Origin of the sequence: Rhizobium sp. C4, assembly GCF_021026315.1 — a bacterium.
Classification (GTDB): domain Bacteria; phylum Pseudomonadota; class Alphaproteobacteria; order Rhizobiales; family Rhizobiaceae; genus Ensifer_A.
On record NZ_JAJNCX010000001.1, the window covers coordinates 67,210 to 88,810 of the forward strand.

Annotated in this window: 20 protein-coding genes; 9 read left to right on the forward strand and 11 right to left on the reverse strand. The window is 60.8% G+C overall.

The features are described from left to right. The first annotated feature begins 4 nt into the window (after positions 1-4). Complete coding sequence (gene hspQ / locus LQK84_RS00325) at positions 5-334, forward strand: heat shock protein HspQ (RefSeq protein WP_230826623.1); 330 nt, start codon at positions 5-7, stop codon at positions 332-334. A gap of 96 nt (positions 335-430) precedes the next feature. Here the strand turns inward: hspQ and LQK84_RS00330 are convergent, their stop codons facing one another. After that, complete coding sequence (locus tag LQK84_RS00330; RefSeq protein WP_230826624.1) at positions 431-1,069, reverse strand: invasion associated locus B family protein; 639 nt, start codon at positions 1,067-1,069, stop codon at positions 431-433. Between the two features lie 277 nt (positions 1,070-1,346). On the opposite strand from LQK84_RS00330, the gene LQK84_RS00335 reads away from it, so the two are divergent. Both LQK84_RS00335 and LQK84_RS00340 read left to right on the forward strand, forming a co-directional pair. Then, positions 1,347-3,155 (forward strand): extracellular solute-binding protein, encoded by a 1,809-nt coding sequence (locus LQK84_RS00335; protein ID WP_230827255.1) that lies wholly within the window; start codon positions 1,347-1,349, stop codon positions 3,153-3,155. A 109-nt stretch (positions 3,156-3,264) separates the two neighbouring features. Further along, positions 3,265-3,927 (forward strand): DsbA family oxidoreductase, encoded by a 663-nt coding sequence (locus tag LQK84_RS00340; protein WP_230826625.1) that lies wholly within the window; start codon positions 3,265-3,267, stop codon positions 3,925-3,927. A gap of 5 nt (positions 3,928-3,932) precedes the next feature. Here LQK84_RS00340 and LQK84_RS00345 read toward each other — a convergent pair whose 3' ends face one another. Both LQK84_RS00345 and LQK84_RS00350 read right to left on the reverse strand, forming a co-directional pair. Next, complete coding sequence (locus LQK84_RS00345; RefSeq protein WP_230826626.1) at positions 3,933-4,691, reverse strand: class I SAM-dependent DNA methyltransferase; 759 nt, start codon at positions 4,689-4,691, stop codon at positions 3,933-3,935. An 8-nt stretch (positions 4,692-4,699) separates the two neighbouring features. After that, positions 4,700-4,894, reverse strand: a complete 195-nt coding sequence (locus tag LQK84_RS00350; protein ID WP_230826627.1) for a YqaE/Pmp3 family membrane protein — start codon at positions 4,892-4,894, stop codon at positions 4,700-4,702. A gap of 189 nt (positions 4,895-5,083) precedes the next feature. On the opposite strand from LQK84_RS00350, the gene LQK84_RS00355 reads away from it, so the two are divergent. Next, the gene (locus tag LQK84_RS00355; protein ID WP_230826628.1) at positions 5,084-5,788 is read left to right on the forward strand and encodes an EF-hand domain-containing protein; all 705 of its coding nucleotides are present in this window, start codon (positions 5,084-5,086) and stop codon (positions 5,786-5,788) included. A gap of 88 nt (positions 5,789-5,876) precedes the next feature. On the opposite strand, the gene gyrA is transcribed toward LQK84_RS00355, so the two are convergent. Further along, positions 5,877-8,666, reverse strand: coding sequence for a DNA gyrase subunit A (gene gyrA / locus LQK84_RS00360; protein ID WP_442966871.1), 2,790 nt, complete (start codon positions 8,664-8,666; stop codon positions 5,877-5,879). Between the two features lie 193 nt (positions 8,667-8,859). Here gyrA and LQK84_RS00365 point away from each other — a divergent pair, with 193 nt between their 5' ends. Next, positions 8,860-9,483 carry a MarC family protein gene (locus tag LQK84_RS00365; protein WP_230826630.1) on the forward strand — a complete coding sequence of 208 codons (624 nt, stop codon included), beginning with the start codon at positions 8,860-8,862 and terminating at the stop codon, positions 9,481-9,483. Between the two features lie 5 nt (positions 9,484-9,488). Here the strand turns inward: LQK84_RS00365 and LQK84_RS00370 are convergent, their stop codons facing one another. Together LQK84_RS00370 and LQK84_RS00375 are read right to left on the reverse strand one after the other, a co-directional pair. Then, the gene (locus LQK84_RS00370) at positions 9,489-9,920 is read right to left on the reverse strand and encodes a VOC family protein (protein ID WP_230826631.1); all 432 of its coding nucleotides are present in this window, start codon (positions 9,918-9,920) and stop codon (positions 9,489-9,491) included. Between the two features lie 40 nt (positions 9,921-9,960). Next, entirely contained in the window at positions 9,961-10,485 is a 525-nt protein-coding gene (locus tag LQK84_RS00375; RefSeq protein WP_230826632.1) for a single-stranded DNA-binding protein, read from the reverse strand. 353 nt (positions 10,486-10,838) lie between these two features. Here LQK84_RS00375 and uvrA point away from each other — a divergent pair, with 353 nt between their 5' ends. The 3 genes from uvrA to LQK84_RS00390 all read left to right on the forward strand — a co-directional run bounded on the left by uvrA (position 10,839) and on the right by LQK84_RS00390 (position 15,733). Then, entirely contained in the window at positions 10,839-13,760 is a 2,922-nt protein-coding gene (gene uvrA, locus LQK84_RS00380; protein ID WP_230826633.1) for an excinuclease ABC subunit UvrA, read from the forward strand. A 17-nt stretch (positions 13,761-13,777) separates the two neighbouring features. After that, positions 13,778-14,581: a DUF72 domain-containing protein gene (locus LQK84_RS00385; protein WP_230826634.1), complete on the forward strand. Its 804-nt coding sequence runs from the start codon at positions 13,778-13,780 to the stop codon at positions 14,579-14,581. Between the two features lie 204 nt (positions 14,582-14,785). Continuing rightward, on the forward strand, positions 14,786-15,733 hold the full coding sequence (locus tag LQK84_RS00390; protein ID WP_230827256.1) for a phosphoribosylaminoimidazolesuccinocarboxamide synthase: 948 nt from the start codon (positions 14,786-14,788) through the stop codon (positions 15,731-15,733). Here the strand turns inward: LQK84_RS00390 and LQK84_RS00395 are convergent. From LQK84_RS00395 to metG, 3 genes are read right to left on the reverse strand one after another with little or no spacing between them, the layout of a single operon-like run. Further along, positions 15,723-16,553 (reverse strand): MBL fold metallo-hydrolase, encoded by an 831-nt coding sequence (locus tag LQK84_RS00395; protein ID WP_230826635.1) that lies wholly within the window; start codon positions 16,551-16,553, stop codon positions 15,723-15,725. The two genes, LQK84_RS00390 and LQK84_RS00395, sit on opposite strands and share 11 nt — an antisense overlap. Positions 16,554-16,557: 4 nt before the next feature. Further along, a complete protein-coding gene (locus LQK84_RS00400) occupies positions 16,558-17,337 on the reverse strand; it encodes a TatD family hydrolase (protein ID WP_230826636.1) in 780 nt (259 codons plus the stop codon). 17 nt (positions 17,338-17,354) lie between these two features. Continuing rightward, complete coding sequence (metG, locus tag LQK84_RS00405; RefSeq protein WP_269071697.1) at positions 17,355-18,959, reverse strand: methionine--tRNA ligase; 1,605 nt, start codon at positions 18,957-18,959, stop codon at positions 17,355-17,357. Between the two features lie 122 nt (positions 18,960-19,081). Between metG and LQK84_RS00410 the strand changes: the two genes are divergently transcribed. Then, on the forward strand, positions 19,082-19,873 hold the full coding sequence (locus LQK84_RS00410) for a sulfite exporter TauE/SafE family protein (protein ID WP_230827257.1): 792 nt from the start codon (positions 19,082-19,084) through the stop codon (positions 19,871-19,873). On the opposite strand, the gene LQK84_RS00415 is transcribed toward LQK84_RS00410, so the two are convergent. Together LQK84_RS00415 and tmk are read right to left on the reverse strand one after the other, a co-directional pair. Beyond that, positions 19,870-20,901, reverse strand: coding sequence for a DNA polymerase III subunit delta' (locus LQK84_RS00415; protein WP_230826638.1), 1,032 nt, complete (start codon positions 20,899-20,901; stop codon positions 19,870-19,872). The two genes, LQK84_RS00410 and LQK84_RS00415, sit on opposite strands and share 4 nt — an antisense overlap. Next, positions 20,898-21,590 carry a dTMP kinase gene (gene tmk, locus LQK84_RS00420; protein ID WP_230826639.1) on the reverse strand — a complete coding sequence of 231 codons (693 nt, stop codon included), beginning with the start codon at positions 21,588-21,590 and terminating at the stop codon, positions 20,898-20,900. The genes LQK84_RS00415 and tmk overlap by 4 nt, the downstream gene beginning before the upstream one ends. Between the last annotated feature and the right edge of the window lie 11 nt (positions 21,591-21,601).

Consider the following 21,601-nt stretch of genomic DNA (forward strand, 5'->3'; position numbering starts at 1 on the left):
GACAATGAAGCAAGGTATCGCGAAGTATCAGATTGGACAGGTCGTGCGCCATCGGATCTTTCCGTTCCGCGGCGTGATCTTTGATGTCGATCCGGAATATGCCAACACCGAGGAATGGTGGAATTCCATTCCTGCCGAGGTCAGGCCGACCCGTGAACAGCCGTTCTACCATCTCCTCGCGGAGAATGAAGAGACGGAATATGTCGCCTATGTTTCGGAGCAGAACCTCGTGGCGGATGAAAGCGGCATGCCGCTGAGGCACCCGCAGATCACCCAGATCTTCGAGGCTGCCGATCCCGGGCATTACAAGCCGAAGGCCATCATCGCACATTGACGTCAGCGGAAGCTGGAGTTCAAGAAACGTCCTGCCCCTCCAAACAAAAAAGCCCGGAACGCGTTCCGGGCTTTTTTCGTATTCCAGATCAGAACCTTACTTCGGGTTCTGCGTCGCTGCCTTCTGGGCGTCTTCCAGCTTCTTGCGGCGAGCTTCGGCTTCCTTCAGCGTCTTCTCCTGCAGGGCGCGCTGGGTTTCTTCCAGCTTCGACTGCTCGACCGGAGCGCCGTCGAAGGAGGTGCCGAAGCCTTCAAGAGCGATCTTGATCGGGTTCGGGGCGCGCTGGAAGTTGATCGAGGTGAAGACCACTTCGTTGCCCTTCTTGAGCGCGGCGATCAGGCCATCGGTCAGCGGCGCTTCGGCAATGCACTTGTCGGGCATGCAGACGGCGTAGTCGAGCTTCTGGCCCTTGCCGCCGTCGATCTGCATCAGGATGCCCGGTGCGATGGCGCGAGCGGAAGGAACCGATACCTGGATGAGCTTGCGGTTGACCTTGCCGGAAACGGTGATGAGGCCGACAGCCGTCAGAAGTTGGCCATTGGCCGCCTGCTGAAGGTTCTGCACGATGCAGACGTCATTGTCTTCCTGCTTGGTGCAGACCTTGAACCAGCCCTGCGGAAGAGCCTGCGGCGCGCCTTCCGGCGCTGCGTCCTGTGCGTTGACGGCGGTGCCGGCTACCAGCAGGGACAGGCTGCCGACAGCAGCGGCGGCGAACTTCTTCAGTGAGATATTCATTCGGTTTTGGTCTCCCGGTGTCATCGTTCCACAAGCTCAGGCGTCACGCGCCCCGCTCGTTCAATCTCGTCGCGGTGTCTGTGGGCCAAATAAGGCATTTGAATGGCCCATGCAATTTCACTTCCTGTTACAGAAGTGAATAGGGTTTTTCCAGCCCTGCATTCGGTTTTTTGCGCCTGCGGACCGCCCGAAGCCGCGTTTTGGACCCATTGCATGGTAACCTCGCCGGCGAATCGATCACATATGGAAGGGCCGGTATTTGAGATTGCTGCTCGCAATTGCTGCCGTGGTGCAGACAGCTGTCTTTGTTCTCACAGCGACTGTCTCGCGGGCCGAGCCCACGCATGCCATTGCCATGCACGGCGCACCTGCCCTGCCCGCGGATTTCGACCATTTTCCCTACGCCGATCCCAAGGCGCCCGAGGGCGGTTCGGTGACCTATGGCGTGGTCGGCACGTTCGACAGTCTCAACCCCTTTGTGCTCAAGGGCATGCGCACGACGGCCCGCGGGCTCTGGGATCCGCAATATGGCAGCCTTATCTTCGAGCCGCTGATGCTGCGCTCCGCAGACGAGCCGTTCACGCTCTATGGACTGCTGGCCAAGTCCGTCGAAATGGATGACGATCGCACCTACCTGCAGTTCAATCTCGATTCGCGCGCGCGCTGGTCGGATGGCAAGCCGGTGACGGCAGACGACGTGATCTTCACCTTCGAACTCCTGCGCGACCATGGCCGACCGCCCTTCTCCAACCGCCTGAAGAAGGTCGAGAAGATGGAGAAGGTCGGCGAAAACAGCGTTCGCTTCACCTTCACCAAGGATGCCGATCGCGAGTTTCCAATGCTTCTGGCGCTCTCGCCGGTGCTTCCGAAGCACGCGATCGACCCAAAAAAGTTTGAGCAATCCGGCCTCACGCAGATGATCGGCTCGGGACCCTACCTGTTCGACAGGGTCAAGCCGGGCGAAAAGATCGTCTACAAGCGCAATCCCAACTATTGGGCCAACGACCTGCCCGCCATGCGCGGGCTCGCCAACTACGACCGGATTACCATCAACTATTATCTGCAGGACCAGACGCTGTTCGAAGCCTTCAAGAAGGGTGACGTCGACATCTATGCCGACGGGAGCCCGACGCATTGGCGCGATTCCTACAATTTTCCGGCCGTTCGATCGGGCGATGTCGTTCGCGAGGAGTTCATGCCGAAGCTTCCCTCCGGCATGTTCGGCTTCGTTTTCAACACGCGACGCCCGCTGTTTCAGGATGTGCGCGTTCGCGAGGCGCTGACGCTGGCCTTCGATTTCGAATGGGTGAACCGCAATCTCTTCGGCGAAGTCTATGCCCGGACGGAAAGCTTCTGGCAGAATTCCGATCTCTCCAGCTACGGCGTGCCGGCCAGCGAGAAGGAATTGTCCCTGATCGGCGATCTGAAGAAGGATATGGAGCCGGAGTTTCTTGATGGCAGCTACCGGCTGCCGGTGACCGACGGTACGGGGCGTGACCGCAAGGTCCTCAAGCGTTCGGTCGATCTGCTCAAGGAGGCAGGCTATTCGATCCGCGACGGCAAGATGGTCGACGGCAAGGGCAAGCCGCTGACATTCGAGATCATGACGCAGAGCCCAGACCAGGAAAAGGTGGCGCTGGCCTACCAGAGGTTCCTGACCGCCATTGGTGTCGATATCGTCGTGCGCACGGTCGATGACAGCTCGTATCAGCAGCGGTCGCAATCCTTCGATTATGATATGGTTCTGAAATCGTACAGTTCGTCGCTCTCTCCGGGCGCAGAACAGATCGGGCGCTGGGGATCGGCAAGCAGGAGCGTGCAAGGGACCGACAGTTTCGCAGGCGTTGCGGACCCGGGCATCGATCGTATCCTGGCAACCATCGTCAGCGCACGCGGCCAGGACGATTTCATCGCCTCGATCAGGGCCCTCGATCGGGTCCTGATGTCACGCTATTATGTCATTCCGCTCTACCACATTGCCCAGCAATGGGTGGCGCACCGGAAGAACCTTGCGCATCCGCCCGTGACACCGCTCTACGGATATTCCCTGCCGGCCTGGTGGGACGAGACGGCGCGAGCGCGATGAGTTCCGAAAAGCGAACGCTCTGTTTGCTTGTTTTTCCGCAATTGCGAATGAAAAGTGGCTATATGCTGGTTTCTGAATTGCTGTTTTGTCGTCCGAAAGGAAATCCGATTTGAGAACCGTTTCCATCGATATCGTCTCCGACGTCGTTTGCCCGTGGTGCTATCTGGGCAAGGCTCGCCTTGAACAGGCGCTGGCCATGACCGCAGGCCAGGCCGATGTTTCCATCACCTGGCGGCCCTATCGCCTGAACCCGGACATTCCGGCCGAAGGCATCGACCATCAGGCCTGGCTCGCGTCCAAGTTCGGCGGCAAGGCGAATGTCGACCGGGCGCATGCGCAGATCGTCGAGTACGGCAAGGAAGCCGGCATCGACTATGATTTCGATGCGATCAAGGTTGGGCCCAACACGCTGGATGCCCATCGCCTGCTCCACTGGGCGCTGCAGCATGGTCGCGACGTCCAGAGCAAGGTCGCGGATCTCCTGTTCAAGGCGAATTTCTCGGAAGGCCGCAATGTCGGCGACCACAAGGTGCTCGTCGAGATCGCCGTTGAGGCCGGGATGGACGGCGATGTGATCGGCAAACTGCTGGCAAGCGACGCGGACAAGGATACCGTTGTCGATGAGATCGACGCCGCGCAGAAAATGGGCGTTTCGGGGGTCCCGTTCTTCATCCTCGACGGCAAATATGCGGTCTCCGGCGCCCAGATGCCAGAAACGCTGGCGGGCGCGATCCTGCAATTGTCGAATGACGGGATTGACGAGGAAAGCTGATTGATTCAGATCTTGCGGGCGATGATGACGATCTCAGCGCTTGATTGGTCGAACTCCACGCCGGCGAAGTCGCCATACTGGGCTTCGATCACGAAGCCGGCTTGCTGAAGCAAGTCGCTTAGGACCGGCTCGCTCCAGAACTGCAGGGTGCCTTCACTTTGCAATGGCGAGCCTGCAAAATCGCCCGTGAATGTGTGAACGAAGCTGACAGTCTCTCCATTGAAATCCGACGTCAGTCGTGTCGAAACCGTGACCTCTCGACCATCCGGCATCTGGATCGCGGTGGATGGCCTGTCACGCCAGGACTCCCAGGCACGAGCAGTGGGATTTCTGCTTTCAAACGCAAACAGGCCGCCTGCCCGCAGCGATCTAGCGGCTGAGCCGAGAAACCGTTTCATGTCGCTGTGGCCGCGAATGGTCTGAAATGCGTGGCCGGTCATGACTGCGAGATCGAAGGTCTCCGACCAAGTCTGATCTTCGAGCCTGCCTTCAATCCACGCGATTCCGGCATGGCGCCTTGCCACCTCGATGACGCCCGCACTCGGGTCGATTCCAGTCAAATGGCCCGTATGGCCACGCCCGAGCACCGTGCTCAGAAACGTCCCGGTGCCGCAGCCCACATCGAGAACGCGCCGGGCCGCCAGGGCAAAGGGCAGATAGAACGCATAGTCATCGCGCTCTTTGGAGGGATACCAGGCGTCGTATACGGTGGCGAGAAACGCATCATTGAAAAGGCGGTCCTCGTTCCGATCAAGCTCATCCATGAGGTCTATCAGCCCCTTTGACCCAAAGCCTTTTCGATCTTCTTGTCGGTGTTGTACTGGCTCAGCGCATAAACAGCCCAGAACGCCGCTGGCAGCCAGCCGATCAGGGTGATCTGGAGAATGAGGCAGATGACCCCTGCAATCGGCCTGCCGATCGTGAAGAAAGTCAGCCAGGGCAGGATCAGTGCAATCAGCAAGCGCATCGGGGTCTCTCTTTCAGTTACGCGTTACGGGTTATCTGGGAATCGGCGCCCCACTTCGCAATAGCTGTGGGGCTGATCTGTGAAGAGGTTGGTTGACGTCTAAAATCGCACAACCAATCTTCACAAATATTTCAATTTATGCGTGCCTATTTCCACCACCCGCAATTCGACCGTTGATTGAGAGGTTTTATGTTCAGCGTCGTTTTTCTATCGTCCGTGCTCACTCTGTCTACACCCGGCGCGAACTCGGAAATTCCACAAAACTCCGTCCCCAACTGGCTCATCAGTTTTGTTGTTCAGGGCAAGCCAGGCAACATGGAAGAGACCCAAAGGCGGCTTGAACGTCTCTTCGATCAGGTCACCAATGGCGCCGGTGTAGCAAGCCGCGATATGTTCACGTTGCAAGAGGCTGTGACACGCGCTCAGCGCCGCAGCATGTTCCTGAGCGGTATTCTGCAAAAGGATATCGACGGCGACGGCACGATTACCAAGCAGGACCTCGACGTGTATTACACACCACTGGCGAGGCAAAAACTGCGAACGAATGTCGGCGTAACCATCATTCCGACCCAGGAGCAACAGGCGGACATTCGGCAGAAAGCCGAGGAGGTCGACTTCAAACTCGACGCGAATGGCGACCAGCGAATCACCTTTGACGAGATGCTGCAGGACGCGACCAGAAAGACGGAAGGCGAAAAGATCAGCGCCTTTGCGTCCCCCATTCAACCAGACAAGCTCATGATGCTCGATCAGAATCTGGATGGGACCTTGACCAAAGAGGAATACTCCGCAGCGATCGCCAAGGCCTTCAAGCAAGTGGACAGCAACGGTGACGGCACACTGTCTCAAGACGAGATCAGGGCCGCAGTCACCAACCCGAACACAACCAAGTAATATCGAAAACGGTCAACGCGTGACCGTCCTGGTCAAACTAACTGCCCATAAAAAAGGGGCTGGCGTTCAGGCCAGCCCCTTTTCTGTTTCACTCCGCAGTGCCCGAAGGCGGCGTCTCGCTGCCCTCGCCTGCCTCGACACTGGCCTCGGCGGAGGCGTCTGCCTCGTCGTCGCCTTCCGGCTCGCTGATACGTTCGACCGAGACGACCTTTTCGTCTGCCGCCGTCGAGAAGATCGTGACGCCCTTGGTGGCGCGGCTGGCGATGCGGATGCCGTTGACCGGCACGCGGATCAGCTGACCGCCGTCTGAGACGAGCATGATCTGGTCGGCCTCCTCGATCGGGAAGGCGGCGACAAGAACGCCGATTTCGCCGGTCTTGGACGTGTCGGTGGCGCGGATACCCTTGCCGCCACGACCCGAGATGCGGAAGTCGTAGGACGAAGAGCGCTTGCCGAAGCCACGTTCGGAAACCGTCAGCACGAACTGTTCGCGTGCCTTCAGTTCCTGATAGCGCTCTTCCGGCAGTTCCGTCACTTCGCCGGCATCTTCGCCGACAAGCGCGATTTCCTCTTCGTCGACGCCCAGGGCGCGGCGTTCGGCCGCCGAGCGCTTCAGATAGGCCGCGCGTTCTGCAGGATCGGCATCGACATGGCTGAGGATCGTCATCGAGATCAGGCTGTCGCCTTCCGCCATCGTCATGCCGCGCACGCCGATGGAGTTGCGGCCGGCAAAGACGCGGACGTCATCGACCGGGAAGCGGATCGCCTGGCCGAGTGCGGTCGTCAGCAGCACGTCGTCATGCTCCGTGCAGGTTTCGACGGAGAGGATTTCGTCGCCCTCTTCCTCGAGCTTCATCGCGATCTTGCCGTTGCGGTTGACCTGGACGAAATCGCCGAGCTTGTTGCGGCGAACCGTGCCACGGGTCGTCGCGAACATGACGTCGAGGTTTTCCCAGGTTGTTTCGTCCTCGGGCAGCGGCATGATCGTGGTGATGCGTTCGCCGGGTTCCAGCGGCAGCATGTTGATCATGGCCTTGCCGCGCGACTGCGGCGTGCCGATGGGCAGGCGCCAGACCTTTTCCTTGTAGACGATGCCACGCGAGGAGAAGAACAGAACCGGCGTATGCGTGTTGGCAACGAAGAGCCGCGTGACGAAATCCTCGTCGCGCGTTGCCATGCCGGAGCGGCCCTTGCCGCCGCGACGCTGGGCGCGATAGGTGGTCAGCGGCACACGCTTGATGTAGCCGGCATGGCTGACGGTGACGACCATGTCCTCGCGGGCAATCAGGTCCTCGTCTTCCATATCCGGACCGCCTTCGACGATCTCGGAGCGGCGCGGCGTGCCGAATTCGTCGCGGATGGCGATCAGCTCGTCCTTGACGATGGTCTGGATGCGGAGGCGCGACGACAGGATGTCGAGATAATCGGTGATTTCGGTGCCGATCTTGTTCAGTTCGTCGCCGATTTCATCGCGGCCGAGCGCTGTCAGGCGTGCCAGGCGCAGTTCGAGGATCGCGCGGGCCTGCTCTTCCGAGAGGTTGTAGGTCAGGTCCTCGTTGATGCGGTGGCGCGGGTCGTCGATCAGGCGGATCAGGCCTTCGACGTCCTGGGCCGGCCAGCGGCGTTCCATCAACTGCTCGCGCGCCGTCTGCGGATCGGGCGCACGGCGGATGAGGTTGATGATTTCGTCGATATTGGCAACGGAGATGGCGAGGCCGACCAAGACATGGGCGCGGTCGCGGGCCTTGCGCAACAGGTATTTGGTGCGGCGGCTGACGACTTCTTCGCGGAAGGACACGAAGGCCTTCAGCATGTCGATCAGGATCATCTGTTCCGGCTTGCCGCCGTTCAGCGCCACCATGTTGCAGCCAAACGAGGTCTGCAGCGGCGTGTAGCGATAGAACTGGTTGAGGATGACTTCGGCATTGGCATCGCGCTTCAGCTCGATGACGACGCGATAACCCTCGCGGTCGGACTCGTCGCGAATGTCGGAGACGCCCTCGACGCGCTTGTCGCGCACGAGTTCGGCCATCTTCTCGATCATCGTCGACTTGTTCACCTGATACGGGATCTCGGTGATGATGATCTGTTCGCGATCGCCGCGCATCGGCTCGATGCGGGCACGGCCGCGCATGATGACGGAGCCCCTGCCCGTCTCGTAGGCAGACCGGATGCCGGCGCGACCGAGGATGAGCGCACCCGTCGGGAAGTCCGGACCCGGGATATGTTCCATCAGCTGCAGGAGCTCGATGGCCGGATTGTCCATCACGGCGATGCAGCCGTTGATCACTTCCGAAAGGTTGTGCGGCGGAATGTTCGTCGCCATGCCAACCGCGATGCCGCCGGCGCCGTTGACCAGAAGGTTCGGGAACTTGGCCGGAATGACGACCGGCTCGGACAGCGTGCCGTCGTAGTTGTCGCGGAAATCGACCGTGTCCTTGTCGAGATCGTCGAGCAGCGAATGCGCGACCTTCTGCAGGCGGCATTCGGTGTAGCGCTGGGCTGCCGGCGGGTCGCCGTCGACAGAACCGAAATTGCCCTGACCGTCGATGAGCGGCAGCCGGAGCGACCAGTCCTGCGCCATGCGGGCCAGCGCGTCATAGATCGCGGCGTCGCCATGGGGGTGATACTTACCCATGACATCGCCGGTGACGCGGGCGCATTTGACGTATTTCTTGTTCCAGTCGACGCCGAGTTCGGACATGCCGTAAAGGATGCGGCGATGCACCGGCTTCATGCCGTCGCGAACGTCAGGCAGTGCACGGCTCACGATCACGCTCATCGCGTAGTCGAGATAGGAACGCTGCATTTCTTCGATGATGGAGATAGGCTCGATTTCGCTCGGGCCGCGTCCGCCAGGTGTCATTTGCGCTGTCAAATCGGTCACATTCTTGTTTCGGAATCAATCCCGTTTTTATAGCGGAAAGCGTTGCCAGCCGCCAATTTTCGACCTCGTTCTTAACAGCTTTTGCGCCCCTTTTGCGGAAAAGCTTGAAACTTTCGGAAAACTGGGATCAACGTCGGGACAAAGGCCGCGCCACGCCGGGCGAAATGGCCAAAAGGGGGATGTCATGGCGGGATATGAGCAACTGGTCAACGCGTTCACGACCCTTGTCGTGACCATAGATCCGCCGGGTCTCGCGCCAATCTTCCTCGGACTCACTCATGGCATGACCGGACTGGAGCGCCGCCGCACGGCACTGCGCGGCGCACTGATCGCCTTCGGCATCCTGGCCGTCTTCGCCATTGCCGGCGAAGCGATCCTCAGCACGATGGGAATTTCCATCGGCGCGTTTCGCATCGCGGGCGGGCTGCTGCTCTTCGCCATCTCCTTCGAGATGATCTTCGACCGCCGCGAGGCCCGCAAGCAGAAGACGTCGGAAACGGCCGTGGTCGAGGACCATGTCCACAACCTCTCTGTCTTCCCGCTCGCCCTGCCCCTGATCGCCGGCCCCGGCGCAATCTCGGCAACGATCCTGCTCGCCGGCTCGTTTCACACGCCGGTCGACCGCATCGAGCTGATCGGTGTCATCGGCATCTGCATCTTTCTCGTTCTCGTCTCGCTGACCGTGGCCAGCCGGATCGACCGGTTCCTGGGACGCTCGGGCCGCGCTATCCTCACCCGTCTGCTCGGCGTGCTGCTGGCAGCGCTTTCGGTGCAATTCGTCATCGATGGATTGAAATCGGTCCTATGAGGACTTCAGCGCTCTGAAACAGCAAGCGGATGGCCGTCGGCAAACTGGATGAGATCCCAGAGATTGCCGTAGAGATCCGAAAAGACGGCTACCTTGCCATAGGGGGTCACCAACGGCTCACGCACGAAGGTGACGCCCTTCGACACATAGTCGGCATGGTCGCGATCGAAGTCGTCGGTCGCCAGAAACATGAATACCCGGCCGCCGCCCTGCTGGCCGATAAACGGCTCCTGCTCGTCACTCGAAGGGCGTGCCAGAACAATCCCGGTTCCGACATTCCCGGAAACATCGCGGGGCCGCACCACGACCCAGCGCTTGTCCTGTTCGGGCTGATAGGTGTCCTCCTGCAACTCGAAGCCGAGGACACCGCAATAGAAGGCTATCGCTTCATGATAATCGCGCACGATGAGTGCGACATTGGAAATGCGCTGCGCCATGGGCAGACAGCCTCCGGAAATGTCCGATCACAAATCGCGATCAGAACGGGATATCGTCGTCCATGTCGCGCGAGAAATTGCCGGCTGGCTGGGAAGAGCCGCGTCCGGCGCCACCGCCGCCGCCGCGCGGTGCGGGCGCAGACGAACCGTAGTCGTTGCCACCGCCATAGTCGCCGCCGAAATCGCCCCCCTGGCCACGTCCGCCGCCTTCGCCACGGCCATCCAGCATGGTCAGCGTCGAGTTGAAGCCCTGCAGCACGATTTCCGTGGAATAGCGGTCATTGCCGTTCTGGTCCTGCCACTTGCGGGTCTGAAGCGCACCCTCGATATAGAGCTTGGCGCCCTTCTTCACATATTGCTCGACCACCTTGCAGAGGCCTTCGTTGAAGACGACGACGCTGTGCCATTCCGTCTTTTCCTTGCGCTCGCCGGAATTGCGATCGCGCCACTGTTCAGACGTCGCGATGCGCAGGTTGGCGATCGGACGGCCGTCCTGCGTGCGACGGATTTCGGGATCGGCCCCGACGTTGCCGATGAGAATAACCTTGTTCACGCTGCCAGCCATACTACCAAACCTTGTTCTGAAGATCGTTATCGGGCCCTTCTGCCCGAAAGATTGCCCACCTTAAACCGTCGCGCCCGGCTTTACGCCTGCAGCCAAAGGCCAATCCACAACTCATTTCCCATGCCGCACGGCATGCTGCCAGATCTTGACAGGGTGTTGCCCATTATCATCCCGACGAAATTAAACGCGACCGCCAAAAATGTTCTTTATTTGTTCTATTGAACTTGTTAATGCTTGTCAACAGATTCGGGAAATGAGTTTGGGGCAAAGCGGCGGGAAGCGTTGATCTGCCTCGACAGGCCTGCCGTAAATTCGGCATAAGGCATCATCTCCCCTTCTAGCCGGTGGATCCCATGAGTGAACTGAAGACGATTTCCATTCGCGGTGCGCGCGAGCACAATCTGAAGGGGGTTGATCTCGATCTGCCGCGCAACAAGCTGATCGTGATGACCGGCCTGTCCGGCTCGGGCAAATCGTCGCTTGCCTTCGACACGATCTATGCGGAAGGCCAGCGCCGCTATGTCGAGAGCCTGTCGGCCTATGCGCGCCAGTTCCTTGAGATGATGCAGAAGCCGGATGTCGACCAGATCGACGGTCTGTCGCCCGCCATTTCCATCGAGCAGAAGACGACCTCGCGCAATCCGCGCTCGACGGTCGGCACGGTCACGGAAATCTACGACTACATGCGCCTGCTCTTCGCGCGCGCCGGCGTGCCCTATTCGCCGGCCACAGGCCTGCCGATCGAGAGCCAGACGGTCAGCCAGATGGTGGACCGGATCCTGGCGTTTCCGGAAGGCACGCGCCTTTACATCCTCGCGCCGCTCGTGCGCGGGCGCAAGGGCGAGTACAAGAAGGAACTCGCCGACCTGATGAAGAAGGGCTTCCAGCGCGTCAAGGTCGATGGACAGTTCTATGAAATCGCCGATGCGCCCACGCTCGACAAGAAGTACAAGCATGACATCGACGTCGTCGTTGACCGCGCCGTCGTGCGCCCCGACATGGCCTCGCGACTGGCGGACAGTCTGGAGACCTGCCTGAAGCTGGCGGATGGCCTGGCAATTGCCGAATTTGCCGACAAGCCGCTGCCACCGGAGGAAACCTCGGCCGGCGGATCGGCCAACAAGTCGCTGAACGAAACGCATGAACGCGTTCTTTTCTCTGAGAAATTTGCCTGCCCGGTCTCCGGCTTCACCATCCCGGAAATCGAGCCGCGCCTCTTCTCGTTCAACAATCCCTTTGGCGCCTGCCCGACCTGCGACGGCCTCGGCTTCCAGCAGAAGATCGATCCGCAACTGATCGTGCCCGAGCCGCATCGCACGCTGCGCGATGGCGCGATTGTGCCATGGGCGAAATCCTCCTCGCCCTATTACGGCCAGACGCTGGAAGCGCTGGGCAAACATTATGGCTTCAAGCTCGGCCAGAAATGGTCTGACCTGCCGGAAGAGGCGCAGAAGGCGATCCTGTTCGGCACGAAGGAAAAGATCAAGTTCGAATACAAGGACGGTTCGCGCGCCTATACGACCGAAAAGACCTTCGAAGGCGTCGTCACCAATCTCGAGCGCCGCTGGAAGGAAACCGACAGCGCCTGGGCGCGCGAGGAGATCGAGCGCTTCATGGCCGATAGCCCCTGCCCGGCCTGCAACGGCTTCCGCCTCAAGCCCGAAGCGCTGGCCGTGAAGATTGCCGGTCTGCATATCGGCGAAGTCACCCAGATGTCGATCCGCAATGCGCGCAACTGGTTCGAGGATCTGCCGGCGCATCTCTCCGCCAAGCAGAACGAAATTGCCGTTCGCATCCTGAAGGAAATCCGCGACCGTCTGCGCTTCCTCAATGACGTGGGCCTCGAATATCTGAGCATGTCGCGCAATTCCGGCACGCTGTCGGGCGGCGAAAGCCAGCGCATCCGGCTTGCCTCGCAGATCGGCTCCGGCCTGACGGGCGTGCTCTATGTGCTCGATGAGCCCTCGATCGGCCTGCATCAGCGCGACAATGCGCGGCTACTCGATACGCTGAAGCATCTGCGCGATATCGGGAACACGGTCATCGTCGTGGAGCATGACGAAGACGCAATCCTGACGGCCGATTACGTCGTCGATATCGGACCGGCTGCCGGCATTCATGGCGGTCAGGTCATTGCGCAAGGCTCGCCTGCCGATATCATGGCCAACCCGAAATCGCTGACCGGTAAATATCTGACCGGCGAGCTTGGCGTTGCCGTGCCTGAAACGCGGCGCAAGCCCAAGAAGGGTAAGGAAATCAAGGTTCATGGCGCGCGCGGTAACAATCTGAAGAACATTACCGCCTCCATCCCGCTCGGCGTCTTTACGGCTGTCAGCGGCGTGTCTGGTGGCGGCAAGTCGACCTTCCTGATCGAAACGCTCTACAAGGCGGCGGCACGTCGCATCATGGGGGCGCGCGAGCATCCCGCCGAACATGACCGCATCGATGGTTTCGAGCATATCGACAAGGTGATCGATATCGACCAGTCGCCGATCGGCCGCACACCGCGTTCCAACCCCGCGACCTATACCGGCGCCTTCACGCCCATTCGCGACTGGTTCGCCGGACTGCCGGAGGCGAAGGCGCGCGGCTATCAGCCGGGCCGCTTCTCCTTCAACGTCAAGGGCGGCCGCTGCGAGGCCTGCCAGGGCGATGGCGTGATCAAGATCGAGATGCACTTCCTGCCGGACGTCTATGTCACCTGCGACGTCTGCCACGGCAAGCGCTACAACCGCGAAACGCTCGACGTCCATTTCAAGGGCAAGTCGATTGCCGACGTGCTCGACATGACCGTCGAGGAAGGCGTCGAGTTCTTCGATGCCGTTCCCTCGGTGCGCGACAAGCTGCAGGCGCTGTTCGATGTCGGGCTTGGCTATATCAAGGTCGGCCAGCAGGCCAATACGCTTTCGGGCGGCGAGGCGCAGCGCGTCAAGCTCGCCAAGGAACTGTCCAAGCGCTCGACCGGGCGCACGCTCTACATTCTTGATGAGCCGACGACGGGCCTGCATTTCCACGATGTCGCCAAGCTTCTGGAAATGCTGCACGAACTGGTCAATCAGGGCAATTCCGTCATCGTCATCGAGCACAATCTCGAGGTCATCAAGACCGCAGACTGGATTCTGGACTTTGGTCCGGAAGGCGGCGATGGCGGCGGGCGCATCGTGGCGGAAGGAACGCCGGAAGACATCGTCAAGGTCGAGGCCTCGCATACGGGTCACTTCCTGAAGGAACTGCTGGCGCGCCGGCCGGTTCGACGGACGCAGGCTGCCGAATAGAATGGGAGTGTTCGCCAATGACTGAGACCGGAACGATCCGCACGGGCATTGGCGGCTGGACCTTCGATCCGTGGAAGAAGCATTTCTATCCGGAAAAGCTGAAGGCCAAGGACGAACTGTCCTTTGCCAGCAGCAAGCTGCGCGCCATCGAGATCAACGGCACCTATTATTCGAGCCAGAAGCCGGCCACCTTTGCGAAATGGGCGGCCGAAACGCCGGAGGATTTCGTCTTCTCGCTGAAGGCGAGCCGTTTCTGCACGAACCGGCGTGTTCTTGCGGAAGCTGGCGAGTCGGTGATGAAGTTCGTGACCTCCGGGATTACCGAGCTTGGACAGAAACTTGGACCGATCCTCTGGCAATTCATGCCGACGAAACAGTTCGACCATGAAGATTTCGGTGCCTTCCTGTCGCTTCTGCCCGAGGAGCAGGATGGCATAAGGTTGAAGCATGTCGTCGAAGTCAGGCATCCGACCTTCGTGACGCCGGAATTCGTCGATCTGTTGCGTCGCCATGGGACGGCCTGCGTCGTGGCCGATCATGCGGAATATCCGATGATTGCCGACCTCACGGGCGCGTTCGCCTATCTGCGCCTGCAAAAGGGCGAAGACGAAAACCCGCATTGCTATCCGGACAGTGGATTCGCCCCTTGGGCCGAGCGGCTGAAGGCTTATGCAGCCGGGCGGATGCCGGTCGATCTGCCGGCGCTTGCACCGGAGACAGCACCCTCGCCCGTTCCACATGACGTTTATGCGTTCTTCATTACGGGCGGCAAGGTCAACGCGCCCTTCGGGGCGATGGAGATGCAGACGCGGGTGGCCTGAGACTGTTGGCAGGGGCGCGTGTTTGCGCGCTCCAGATTGTCCTCTGGTCGGCTTTTGAAGGCTGGAGAGCGCTGCATCAGGCTTGCGCTCGCGCTGCCGCACAAGTAGAGCGAAGGGACGACGCGGGCGCCCGTTGAAGGTTTCCCGTTTGGCAAGTTCCGCCGGCGCGCCGGCCACCTATCCGGAAGATGTCCCATGGTCAAAATGCCTGTCCTCGCCGACGCCACGATCCCCGAGCTGCCGAACCACTACAAGGGCAAGGTGCGCGAGAATTACGATCTGCCCGGCGATCGCCGCGTCATCATCGCCACGGACCGGCTGAGCGCCTTCGACCGCATCCTGACCTGCATTCCCTACAAGGGCCAGATCCTGACCCAGATCGCCCGCTACTGGTTCGACAAGACGGGTGACATCTGCCCGAACCATGTGATCGAGTATCCCGATCCGAATGTCGTCATCGGCAAGCGCCTCGACATCCTGCCGGTCGAGATCGTCGTGCGAGGCTATCTGGCCGGGACGACCAGCACCTCGATCCTGACGCTCTACAACGCCGGCCAGCGCGAGATGTACGGCATCACACTGCCCGATGGCCTGAAGGCGAACCAGAAACTGCCCGAGGCGATCATCACGCCAACCAGCAAGGCCTTCGATGGCGGCCATGACGAGCCGTTGACACCCGACGAGATCGTCAGCCGTGGTCTTCTGACCGCAGAGCAGTGGGCGACGCTGAAGGACTATGCGCTGAAGCTTTTCGCACGTGGCCAACAGATGGCCGCTGAACGCGGCCTGATCCTCGTCGACACGAAATATGAATTCGGCACGGACGAGAACGGCAAGATCATCCTGGCCGACGAAATCCACACGCCGGATTCGAGCCGTTACTGGATTGCCGGGAGCTATCCGGCACGTTTCGAAGCGGGCGAACGCCCGGAAAGCTTCGACAAGGATTTCGTGCGCGCCTGGGTCAATGAGCGCTGCGACCCTTACAAGGATGAAATTCCAGCCATCCCGGATGAGTTGATCCGGGAAACGTCCGCCGTCTACATGAAGGCTTATCAGGCAATCACGGGCACGGCTTTCGACCCGACGACGGTCGACGCGCCGGTTCTGGAACGTGTCCGGAAGAATCTGGAACCTTATTTCACCCGTTGACCGTATCGGTCACGTCAAATTCGACCCGGAGCCCGTCATAGGCGGGCTCCACATGCGCCGGCGTTTCCGCCATCACCTTCTCGTAGTCGAGCGGGATATGCATGTGCGTGAGGATCGCGTGGCGCGGCGCGAAACGCGCGATCCAGCCGAGCGCCTGTTCGAGCGACAAATGGCTCGGATGGAACCGATATTGCAGGCAATCGATAACCAGCGTGTCGAGGTCCTGAAGTTTTCCGTGTGAAATTTCAGGAAAGTCGCTCACATCGCTGCAATAGGCAAAGTCGCCGATTCTGAACCCCAGCGACATGATATCGCCATGCACCTGGAGGATCGGGTTGAATGTGATCGGCCCGCCGGCACCTGAGATCGTCACCGGCATATCAGATGTTTCGATGAGATGCGGCTCGACGATGGGCGGGTAGTTGCTGCCGACAGGCGTTTCCAGACAATAGCCGAAGCCCATGCGGATACGATCCATGGTGAAGGCATCGGCGTAGATCGGGATGCGCTGGCGCTGGGCATGGAAGTAGCCGCGCACGTCATCAATCCCGTGCAGATGGTCGGCATGGGCGTGAGTGTAGATCACAGCGTCGAGATGCTGGACGCCGGCGGCGATCATCTGTTCGCGAAAATCCGGGCCGGTATCGACGACAACGGTCGTTTTTCCGCCATCATGGCCGATCTGCTCCACGAGAAGCGCGGCGCGGGTTCTGCGGTTCTTGGGGTTCGCCGGGTCGCAGGCGCCCCAGTCGCCATTGATGCGGGGAACGCCGGGGGATGAGGCGCAGCCGAGAATGGTCAACCGCCGCTTGATCGCCACGCCGTCAGACCCTCGTCATCCGGGAGAAGCAGCGGAAGGCGTTTTCGGTCGTCAGCCGCGCCGTGTCTTCGACGCTGAGGCCGATTGTTTCGGCGAGCACGACTGCTGTATGGGCGACATAGGCCGGCTCGTTGCGCTTGCCGCGGAACGGCTTCGGCGCCAGATAAGGCGCGTCCGTTTCAACCAGAAGCCGGTCATGCGGTACGGTCGCGGCGATATCGCGCAGGTCCTGCGACTTCGGGAAGGTCAGGATGCCGGAGAACGAGATATAGCCGCCGAGCTCGACGCCGACGCGGGCAAGCTCCGGCCCGGACGAGAAGCAATGCAGGATGAAGCCGAAGGCGCCCTTCCCCATTTCTTCGCGCAGGATCGCGGCCATGTCGTCGTCGGCGCTGCGGGCGTGGATGACGAGCGGCAGACCGGTCTGGCGCGCCGCTGCAATCTGCCGGCGGAAGACAGGCTTCTGCACCTCGGGCGTCGCATAGTCGTAATGATAGTCGAGACCCGCCTCGCCAATGGCGACGCATTTCTCGTAAGCTGACGCCTCGACATAGGCCTCGACGGGCAGGTCCGGTTCGTCGGCAGCATTGTTCGGATGCGTACCGGCCGAGCAGAAGACATTCGCATAGGTTTCGGCAATCGCCTTGACCTGATCGAACTTGCCGACCCGGGTCGAAATCGTCACCATCTGCTTGACGCCAGCCTCTCCGGCGCGCGCGACGAGCGCGTCACGCTCATCGGCAAAATCGGCAAAGTCTAGATGGCAATGCGTGTCGATCAGCATACGCTTCTCGTCCCCGTTCAGGCCGTTGCGTCCGGCGCAACATAGCGCGGGAAGACCGGCGTAGGCTGGTCGATAGCCGTGCCGGAGACGAGACGACCGGCAGCGCCCAACGTGTCGAAGCCGCGCCTGTCGGCAGGAACGGCAACAAGATCGAGCAGCTTGGCTGACGAGGTCGGCATGAAGGGCTGCAACAGGATCGCGATCTGGCGCACCGTTTCGGCGGTGACGTAAAGCACGGTTTCCATGCGCTTCGGGTCCGTCTTCTTCAGCGCCCAGGGCTCCTGCCCGGCAAAGTAGCGATCGCCTTCGGCCACAGCCGCGATAATGGCGGTCACGGCCTTGTGGATGGCGAAATTGCCCATTTCGGCGCGGGCCGTTTCGATCACGCCGTCGATATGGGCGAGCATCGCCTTGTCTTCGTCCGTCAGCGGGCCGCATTCCGGGATCTTGCCGTCGCAGTTCTTGAAGATCATCGACAGCGAACGGCTGGCAAGGTTGCCGATGCCGTTGGCGAGATCCGAATTGATGCGGGTGGCAATCGCCTCGTCGCTATAGCTGCCATCCTGCCCGAAGGAGACTTCGCGCATGAAGAAATAGCGGATCTGGTCGAGGCCGAAATGATCGATCAGGTTGAACGGGTCAACGACGTTGCCGACCGACTTCGACATCTTCTCCCCCTTGTTGAGGAGGAAGCCATGGGCATAGACGCGCTTCGGCAGTTCAACGCCCGCCGACATCAGGAAGGCCGGCCAGTAGACGGCGTGGAAGCGGATGATGTCCTTGCCGATGATGTGGACAGCCGGCCAGAATTTCCACAACGGCGCATTCTCGTCCGGATAGCCGGCGGCGGTGATGTAGTTGGTCAGCGCGTCAACCCAGACATACATGACATGCGCCGGATTGCCCGGAACTGGGATGCCCCAGTTGAAGGTCGTACGCGAAATCGAAAGGTCCTTCAGACCCGACTTGACGAAGGACACGACCTCGTTGCGGCGCTCTGACGGGCCAACAAAGTCGGGATGGGTTTCATAATATTCGAGCAGTTTGTCGCCATAGGCGGAGAGCTTGAAGAAATAGCTTTCCTCTTCCACCCATTCGACCGGCGAGCCGAGCGGCTCGCGGCGAACGCCGTCCGTGCCGACCGTCGTTTCGCCCTCGTCAAAATAGGCTTCCTGGCGCACGGAATACCAGCCGCCATAGGTGGCGAGATAGATGTCGCCGCGCTCTTCCATCTTCTTCCACAGCGCCTGCACCGCGATGCGGTGACGCTCTTCGGTGGTGCGGATGAAGTCATCGTTGGAGCAGTTGAGGCGCTTCAGCAGATCGCGGAAAACGGCCGAGTTGCGGTCGGCGAGCGCGAGAGGCGTGATGCCTTCCTTCTCTGCCGTCTGCTGCATCTTCTGGCCATGCTCGTCGGTGCCCGACAGGAAATGAACCTCGCGGCCCTCAAGCCGCTGGAAGCGCGCCATCACGTCGGTCGCAATCGCCGTATAGGCGTGGCCGATATGCGGCGCGCCGTTGGGATAGAAGATCGGGGTGGTGATGTAGAAGCGCTCTTTTTCGGTCATGTCTTTTATCTGCCTTGAAACGTTGGTTTGGCTTCTAAACCACTTTGCGCGCAAACGAAACCACCGTTTTTCTCGTGAGCGCCATCCGTTGACACGGCTTGCCCGCCAACGCTATCCAGTGCCGAGAAAATCCCCATGCCGGTTCCCCGCCGGCGATCTCTCCGGAGGGTGATCCGCTGGGCCCGACAGACAGTTTCGATCTTCTCTATACGCTGTCCGGCCTTGTGGTCGGTTTCCTGATCGGCCTGACGGGCGTCGGCGGCGGCTCGCTGATGACACCGATCCTGGTTCTGGTCTTTGGCGTGCATCCGGCCTCGGCGGTCGGAACGGATCTTCTCTTTGCTGCGGCAACCAAAATTGTCGGTACCGGCATCCACGGCTGGAAGGGAACGATCGACTGGAAGATCGTCCGCGCGCTCGGCCTCGGGAGCGTCCCGGCTGCCATTCTGACACTCTATTTCATCTCGGGTGTCGACCACGGCGCGCAATCCACGATGCTGACGCTGATCCTCGGGATCGTGCTTGTCGTCGTCGCCGTGGTGCTGGCGTTCCGACCGCTGATCGTCAGGCTGTCGCTCAACATCCAGCGCAAGCGCGCGCCACTCACGGATTTGCAGCGCGCTATTGCCACGACGGTGCTCGGATTTGCGCTGGGCGTCATGGTCACGGCATCGTCCGTAGGTGCGGGCGCCATGGGCGTGACCATCCTGCTGCTGCTCTATCCGTTCCTCAAGCTCAGCGATCTTGTCGGCTCGGATATCGTGCATGCCGTGCCGCTGACACTGATCGCCGGTGCCGGCTACTGGTATCTTGGCGAGGTGAAACCGCTGATGCTGTCAGCCCTGCTTCTGGGCTCGATACCGGGCGTGATCGGAGGCAGCCTGATTGCTCCCCGAATGCCCGAACGCTATCTGCGACCGGCACTCGCCGCGGTTCTCGCGGCCGCCGGCCTCAAGATGCTGTTCTAGCCGAAGAGATAAGACTCGATCGCGTTCATGACGATCTGCTTTCGGTCCAGATTGTAGGCGACGGAGGTGTCGATCCGTTCCTTGAGCGCGGATGACAGTTCCGACAGGCGCGCAGCACCTGCGAGATCGCCATTCATCGCAGCCGTCCGGGCGCCCCCCTCGATCCGGCGGATCAGGTTGTCGGTGAAGAAGGCAAAGATAGTCTCGCCGCCTTTGGCCGACAGGGCATCGGCCAGCTTGATCAGATCCTGCCGTTGCTGACCGCCGGGCGCCTGCGAGAGGACGTTCTGAAAGGCGTTCAGAATTTCCAAGCCACCATAGTTGACCAGCTTGAGTGCTTCCGAGACGCTGCCGCCGGCTTGCGCAAAGAGTGCATCGCGGCTTTGCGTATTTATTTCGAAGCCCAGGGCCTTCAGCGCGCTTTCCAGATCATGGTCGGACAGTGGGCGAAGCGGCAGCGGCAGGCAGCGCGAACGGATCGTGGGCAGGAGCTTTCCGGGTGCATGCGAGAGCACGAGGAACATCGCCCGCTTCGGCGGTTCCTCCAGCATCTTCAGGATCGCGTTGGCCGCATTGCGGTTGAGGTCGTCGGCTGTGTCGACGATCACGATGCGCCAATTGTCCGAGCCGGAGGTCTGGGCAAAGAAGCGCCCTGCCCGCCGGACTTCGTCGATGGTGATCGCGCTCTTGAAACGGCCCGCCTTCTCGTCGAACGGCCGCGTCAGGTGAATGAGATTGTGCGACGCGCCGGAGGCGACCTGCCGGAAATGCGTGGACGCGGGATCGGGCACCGAGACGCTTTCGGGCGCCGATTGCGGGTCGGCATGGGCCAGAACATGATTGGCAAAGCGGAACGCCAGCGTTGCCTTGCCGATCCCTTCCGGACCTTCGATCAGGATGGCGTGGTGGCTCTTGCCGGACTTGTAGGCGCGGCCGAGGAAGGCAAGCGCTGCGTCATGGCCGAATAACGACAGGGTCTCGGCCGGAGGACGCGCGCCATCCAGGATGGCGTCTTCCGGGCCGCTCATCGGGCGGCACTCGCCCGGTTGTTGACAGGGCGGCTTCTGATCGGCAGCATGGGCTCGACGATCCGGAAGACCGCATCGGCAATGGCGTCCACCTCCCCGGAAGCGTCAACGACGCGACACCGGAAAGGTTCGGCTGCGGCAATGTCGAGAAAGGCCTCGCGCCGCGTCTTGTGCGTTTCCAGCTCTTCCTTTTCGAAGCGGTCGGGCGAGGCCTCGCTATCGATCGCGTCGAGACGCTTGCGGGCGCGGGCAAGGCCGACTTCCGCCGGAAGATCGAAGATGATCGTGCAGTCCGGGATCGTACCGTTGATGGCAACGCGCTCCAGATTGGCGACGAAATCATGCGGTAGGTTGCCGGTGACGCCCTGGTAGACGCGCGAGGAATCCATGAAGCGGTCGCACAGCACCACCGAACCGGCGGCAAGCGCAGGCTTGATCAGCTCTTCGACATGGTCGTTGCGGGCGGCGGCGAACAGGATCGCCTCCATTCGCACACCGAATTCTTCCGCTGCCCCGGATAGGATGACGTGGCGGACGGCTTCGGCGCCTGTAGAGCCGCCGGGCTCGCGGGTCATGATCACATCGTATCCCGAGGCACGCAGACGCTCCGCCAGCAGTCGAATCTGAGTCGACTTGCCGGCGCCCTCGCCGCCTTCAAAGGTCACGAACAATCCGTTGTTTGCCGCCAAAGCCTTTTCCC